This window comes from Paenibacillus sp. MY03, from assembly GCF_002165585.1.
GTDB lineage: Bacteria > Bacillota > Bacilli > Paenibacillales > Paenibacillaceae > Pristimantibacillus > Pristimantibacillus agaridevorans.
Genome location: NZ_MXQD01000094.1, coordinates 1 through 5,192 on the forward strand (window position 1 = coordinate 1; position 5,192 = coordinate 5,192).

Annotated in this window: 5 protein-coding genes; all 5 read right to left on the minus strand. The window is 56.3% G+C overall.

Annotation, left to right across the window (positions count from 1 at the left end; genetic code table 11):
- Positions 1–147: 147 nt before the first annotated feature.
- Positions 148–1,293, minus strand: a complete 1,146-nt coding sequence (locus B1748_RS35815) for an exo-beta-N-acetylmuramidase NamZ family protein (protein WP_087572755.1) — start codon at positions 1,291–1,293, stop codon at positions 148–150.
- 262 nt (positions 1,294–1,555) lie between these two features.
- Complete coding sequence (locus B1748_RS35820; RefSeq protein WP_087572756.1) at positions 1,556–2,263, minus strand: PIG-L deacetylase family protein; 708 nt, start codon at positions 2,261–2,263, stop codon at positions 1,556–1,558.
- The gene (locus B1748_RS35825) at positions 2,260–3,231 is read right to left on the minus strand and encodes a GNAT family N-acetyltransferase (protein WP_087572757.1); all 972 of its coding nucleotides are present in this window, start codon (positions 3,229–3,231) and stop codon (positions 2,260–2,262) included. The genes B1748_RS35820 and B1748_RS35825 overlap by 4 nt, the downstream gene beginning before the upstream one ends.
- 32 nt (positions 3,232–3,263) lie before the next feature.
- Entirely contained in the window at positions 3,264–4,124 is an 861-nt protein-coding gene (locus tag B1748_RS35830) for a carbohydrate ABC transporter permease (RefSeq protein ID WP_087572758.1), read from the minus strand.
- Between the two features lie 18 nt (positions 4,125–4,142).
- Positions 4,143–5,042, minus strand: a complete 900-nt coding sequence (locus tag B1748_RS35835; RefSeq protein WP_087572759.1) for a carbohydrate ABC transporter permease — start codon at positions 5,040–5,042, stop codon at positions 4,143–4,145.
- Between the last annotated feature and the right edge of the window lie 150 nt (positions 5,043–5,192).

Below are 5,192 nucleotides of genomic sequence, written 5' to 3' on the forward strand. Positions count from 1 at the left end.
TCTACTTTCTTGACAGAGGTCCACTTTTCCCTCTATTTTCCGATGCGATATGCGATTGGCCTCTTCAAGCCCCCTAGTCCCACTCCCAGTCCCGGTCTATCGCGCAACTCCCGACTCCCGATAAGAACAAGGAAGCAACTGCAGCGGCTAATACAAATGAAAGGCCTTCTTCCGCTCGGCAAATGCCAGGCTTTCCTCGGAGAACCTTTCCAGCAGTCCGGTCAAATCGCCCCCACTCTCCCGTACGCCCGATTCGCCGCACAGCAGATCGATAAACGGCCTGCCGTTTTCCCGCACCGGCGGCAGGAACGAGAATGCCGGAAACATCTCCTTGATCGTAAACAGCAGCGTCAAGCCAAGCTCTACCGGCCGCAGCGCAGCCTCGTCCAGTACATGGACGTACACGCCCCGGCACAGCTCCCCTTCATGCTTGGAGAACGTCGGCTTAAAGTACGTCGGCCGGAAGTAGGCACCCGGCAGGCGCTTCGCGTTCATTTCCGCCGCAAGCTTGTCGGCGTCCACAAACGGCGCCCCGATGATTTCGAACGGAGCCGTCGTGCCGCGCCCTTCCGACAGATTGGTCCCTTCGAACAGACAGGTGCCCGGATACAGCAAGGCCGTCTCGAAACGCGGAATGCCCATCGACGGCGGAATCCAGGCTCCCCTGGCACCCGTGAAGCGTTCCCTCCGATCCCAGCCTTCGAAAGGAACGACATAGAGCTCCGCGCCGAGTCCCTGCTCCGCATTCGCCATGACCGCGACTTCCCCCGCGGTTAACCCATACCTCATCGCGAGCGGATAATTACCGACGAACGACGTGAACCCTTCCTTAAGTACATTTCCCTCGACCGTCACACCATTCAGCGGATTCGGCCGATCCAACACGACAAACGGTTTGCCCGCCGCCGCGCAATCCTCTAGCGCATAAAGCATCGTATAAATAAACGTATAATATCGGGTGCCTACATCCTGGATATCATAGACGACCATATCGACGGCGTCCAGCATCTCCGGCGTCAATCGCTTGGAATCCTTGCGGTACAAGCTGTATACGGGAACGCCCGTAGCTTCATCCACGTACGTGTCGACAAGCGCCCCTGCGGCCAGATCGCCTCTCACCCCGTGCTCCGGAGAGAACAGGGCTGCCAAATGAAACTTCTCATGCAACGTATCGATCGTGGAGCGGAAGTCCGCCCCAAGCCCGGTAGGCGACGTAATAAGTCCCAGCCGCTTCCCGCGGAACCAGTCGGCGTACTCGTCCACACGATCAACGCCAAGGCGTATCGTTCCCATCCCTTTCATACTCCTCCCTCTCCGTGAACCACGCACCGGCTGCTCACGGTGAAATCCGTCGGCCTCTGGCCGCACCTCGAGCATCCCGTGACTCTCTAAGCCGCCCTACGGCTCTCCATCTGCCTTCACCGCACCTCGAGCATCCCATGACTCCCTAAGCCGCTCTACGGCTCTCCATCTGCCATCGGCCGCACCTAGAGCTAAGCCGCCCTACGGCTCTCCATCTGCCGTTGGCCATGCTCCAATCACCTTATGCCGCGCCCTACAGCTCCGACTGGCGCAAACGCATCGTCTCCGGCGGGATCATGAACGTCTCGGCGTATTCCTTGCGCGCCTCCAAACCGCGAACGCGGGCCAGCGACTTATAGTAGTCCATATAGTTGAACGACTTGCTGCCCGTCACGAACCAGTGCGTCGACAGCGCCTCGATCCACAGATCGAACGCTTTCTGGTCGAAGTCTACATACACGTAAGGAACATAGCCGACCGCATCCTCCCAATTTTCCCCATAATACAGCTTAGCCGCAAAATGTGGCGGAAGCTCGCGTTCCATCGCGCCCAAGCCGGCGAAAAACCTGGCATCGTTTACGATGCGATGCGTCGTGGCATGATCCTTGTGCATGCTGTTGCAATGATGCGTAATAATAATATTCGGCTTGACCTCGCGAATGACGTCGCACACGCGCAGCCGGATCTCCTGATCGTCCGGAATTTCGCCGTCGGGAATCTCGAACACGCGCGCCTCGCCGCCCAGCATGCCGGCGAAGGTATGCGCCTCGCGAATTTTTTGCTCCCGGTATTCGTTTACGTCCTGCCCCGCAGGCACGCCTCGCTCCCCGGCGGTCAGCGCCAGCGTCGCGATCTTGTCGCCCTTCAGATAGTGGCTGGCCAGCACGCCCCCTGCCACCAGCTCCACGTCTCCTACATGTGCGCCAATACCCAATATCGTAATCGGTTGTCTATCGCTCATCGTCCAAGCTCCCCTCTCATCGTGGCGAAGGTTTTCGCCGTCCTGAATCCCGCCCGCTCGTAGATGCGCAGAGCCGGGTTGTTGCTGCCTGTATACAGGGACATGTAATCCGTGCCAATTTCCTGGAAAGCTTCGCACAGCCGGAAGAAGAGGCTCGAGCCGAGGCCGTGCCCTTCATGCTCCGGATGCACGCCGATACCCGCAAAATAACCCCGGCCGTTCTCCTGTCTTACGACCGGCCCCGCAAATCCGACGGCGCGGCCATGCTGAGCTGCGATAACGACCGGCGTCCCGTCCGCGAGACTCTTGCCAATCTCCGCACGCCAAAGCGGATTTCCTAGTACTTCCAACATCTCTTCAACGCCAGTATGCTTTGTCGCATCCAGCATCTCGACGCGATAACCGGCCTTAGCGGCCGTCTCTTCCTTCGCAAGGATGCTCTCCGGCACCTCGAAGCTGCCAAGCGGCAAATACATCGCGCACTGAACGGCGCGTTCGATATAACCGAGCCGCTTCAACGTCTCGTGCAGCAAGCTGCCGGCAGGCACGCCCGGAGCATTGTTATGCTCGTGCCCCGGCGTACCCGGAACGTACCATGGCAGCTGCATGGGATTAAAAAACAGCGTATCCGCATGTTTTTTCCCCAGCTCCGCAAATCGCGCTTCCATCGCGCGAACAAGCGCTTCCGCCTTGCTCTCGTCCGCGTATTCGTCCGCAAGCAGGACGCAGGTAATATAACCCGCAACATCGCCAAGCGGCAGATCGTTGCCGGAGCAACCGCAGGCAAAGCCGACGACGCGGTCCCCCTCCAGCCATACGAACGTGCACAACGGATCGAAATACGGGTTCTCCGTCAGGATTGCCGCGAATGACTCCGCTGTCATCTCCTTATAGCCGTCTCTCGCGGCCACAAGATTCCATAACGCAATAACCTCGGCTGTATATCGGTCGTTCCATGTTTGAAGCATCGTAAGTCACCTCCGCCAATAGCTGTTGGTCGTTACCCCTTCACCGCGCCTACCGTTACCCCTTCCAGGAAGTAGCGCTGCAGGCTGAAGAACAGAATGAACATAGGCACGGCAGAGATCGTTGCGCCCGCCATCATCGGCGCGAAATACGTCGTATTGGCGAAGCGGAAGTTTTTGAGTCCCACCTGGATCGTCTGCATATCCATCGTGTTCGTGACCAGGAACGGCCAGAAGAACGTGTTCCACGTCTCCATAAAGGTCAGGATCGCCATAACGGCCATAACCGTCTTCGAGAGCGGCATGATGATTTTCACGAAAATCTGGAATTGGTTGCAGCCTTCCACCTTGGCCGACTCCAGAATTTCTTTCGGAATCGTGCCCATAAATTGTTTCGCCAGGAAGATGTTATAAACGGTAACCAGCGTCGGCATGATAAGAGCGCCGTACGTGTTCTGGATTTCGAAAATATTCACGATCAAAATATAAAGCGGTACTTGCGTGACCTGATAAGGGATCATCATCGCCGCAAGCAGTATGGCGAACAGCACGTTGCGACCGCGGAACTGGATTTTCGAGAACGCATATCCCGCCATCGTGGCAAATACAACGTTCGACACCATGACCACGGTAGCTACGACAAGAGAGTTGAGAATCCAGCGATACGAATATTCGCTGAAGGCGAAGAAGAACTTGTAAGACTCCAGCGAGAACTTGCTGGGCCAGATGGAATAGCTGACCGCTCCCGCTTCGACGGGATCGCCAAAGGACGACATGATCATGAAGTAGATCGGGAATATCGTCGCCATGGCGAACAGAAGAAGGAGGATGACTAGAATGGTGTTGCGCGTATATTTCGCTGTACGATTGCCTAGATGATTATTAAACAGTGCCAAAGCAGGTCCCTCCTTCTCTTAATATTCCACGTCTTTGCCCAGGAATTTGAATTGAATGAACGCGATGACGCCGATAATGGCCGCCAATACAAGCGACTGAGCCGCCGCTTTGCCGAATTCGAAATACTTGAATGCCGTATCGAAAATCAGAAGGCCGACCATCGTCGTGGAATGATCCGGACCGCCGCCTGTCATCAGATAAGCGTTCTGGAACACCTGGAACGACCCGATCACGCCGGTGACCAGCAGGAACAGCGTCGTCGGCTTCAGGCAAGGCAGCACGATGTGCCACATCTTTTGCCAGAATGTCGCTCCGTCGATCTCCGCCGCCTCGTAGTAGCTCTCGTCGATTCCGAGCAGCGCCGCGACATAAATAATGATGCTGGTGCCATGGCTGGACAGCCAGGACATGAGTACAAGCGAGAACATGGAGGTCGAGCTGGCGCCCAACCAGTTCTGGCTAGGGATGCCCAACATCCCGATCAACTGGTTCAGAATGCCGCCGGGAAGCGGATCGTAGATCCAGAGCCATACGACGGACAGGGCGACGCCGGAAGCGACCGCCGGCAAGTAATAGATAGCCTTGAAAGTCGTCTGCGCCCACTTTTTGAGCGGCATGATCGCGATCGCGACCGCGAACGATATGATTAATGCAACCGGGACAGTCAGCACTGTATAAACGAGCGTATTCATGATCGCTTTCCAGAACAGCTCGCTGGCGAAGATGCCCGAGTAATTGTCGAATCCAATGTATTCCGAGCCTAATGGCCGGTATTCTTGAAAGCTGACCAAAAAGGCGCTCACGACCGGATAAGCCGTGAACAGCGCATAGACAACGAGCGCAATGGCGATGAAAGCGTAGGCCCATGCCCCATCTCCGCGATTAAGTCGATTCTTGACGTTTGACGCACGAGCCATAGTAAGACTCCTTTCCCTTGCCGCGTTACTTCTTTTAAGAGGTCGTTCAAAAAGTCCGCTTCCCATTACGAAGTAATTCTAGAAGCTTATTCGACGTCGAATATTGAATTCAGCCGAACCTTCCGGTGCTCACGTAGCTTCCACTACGCT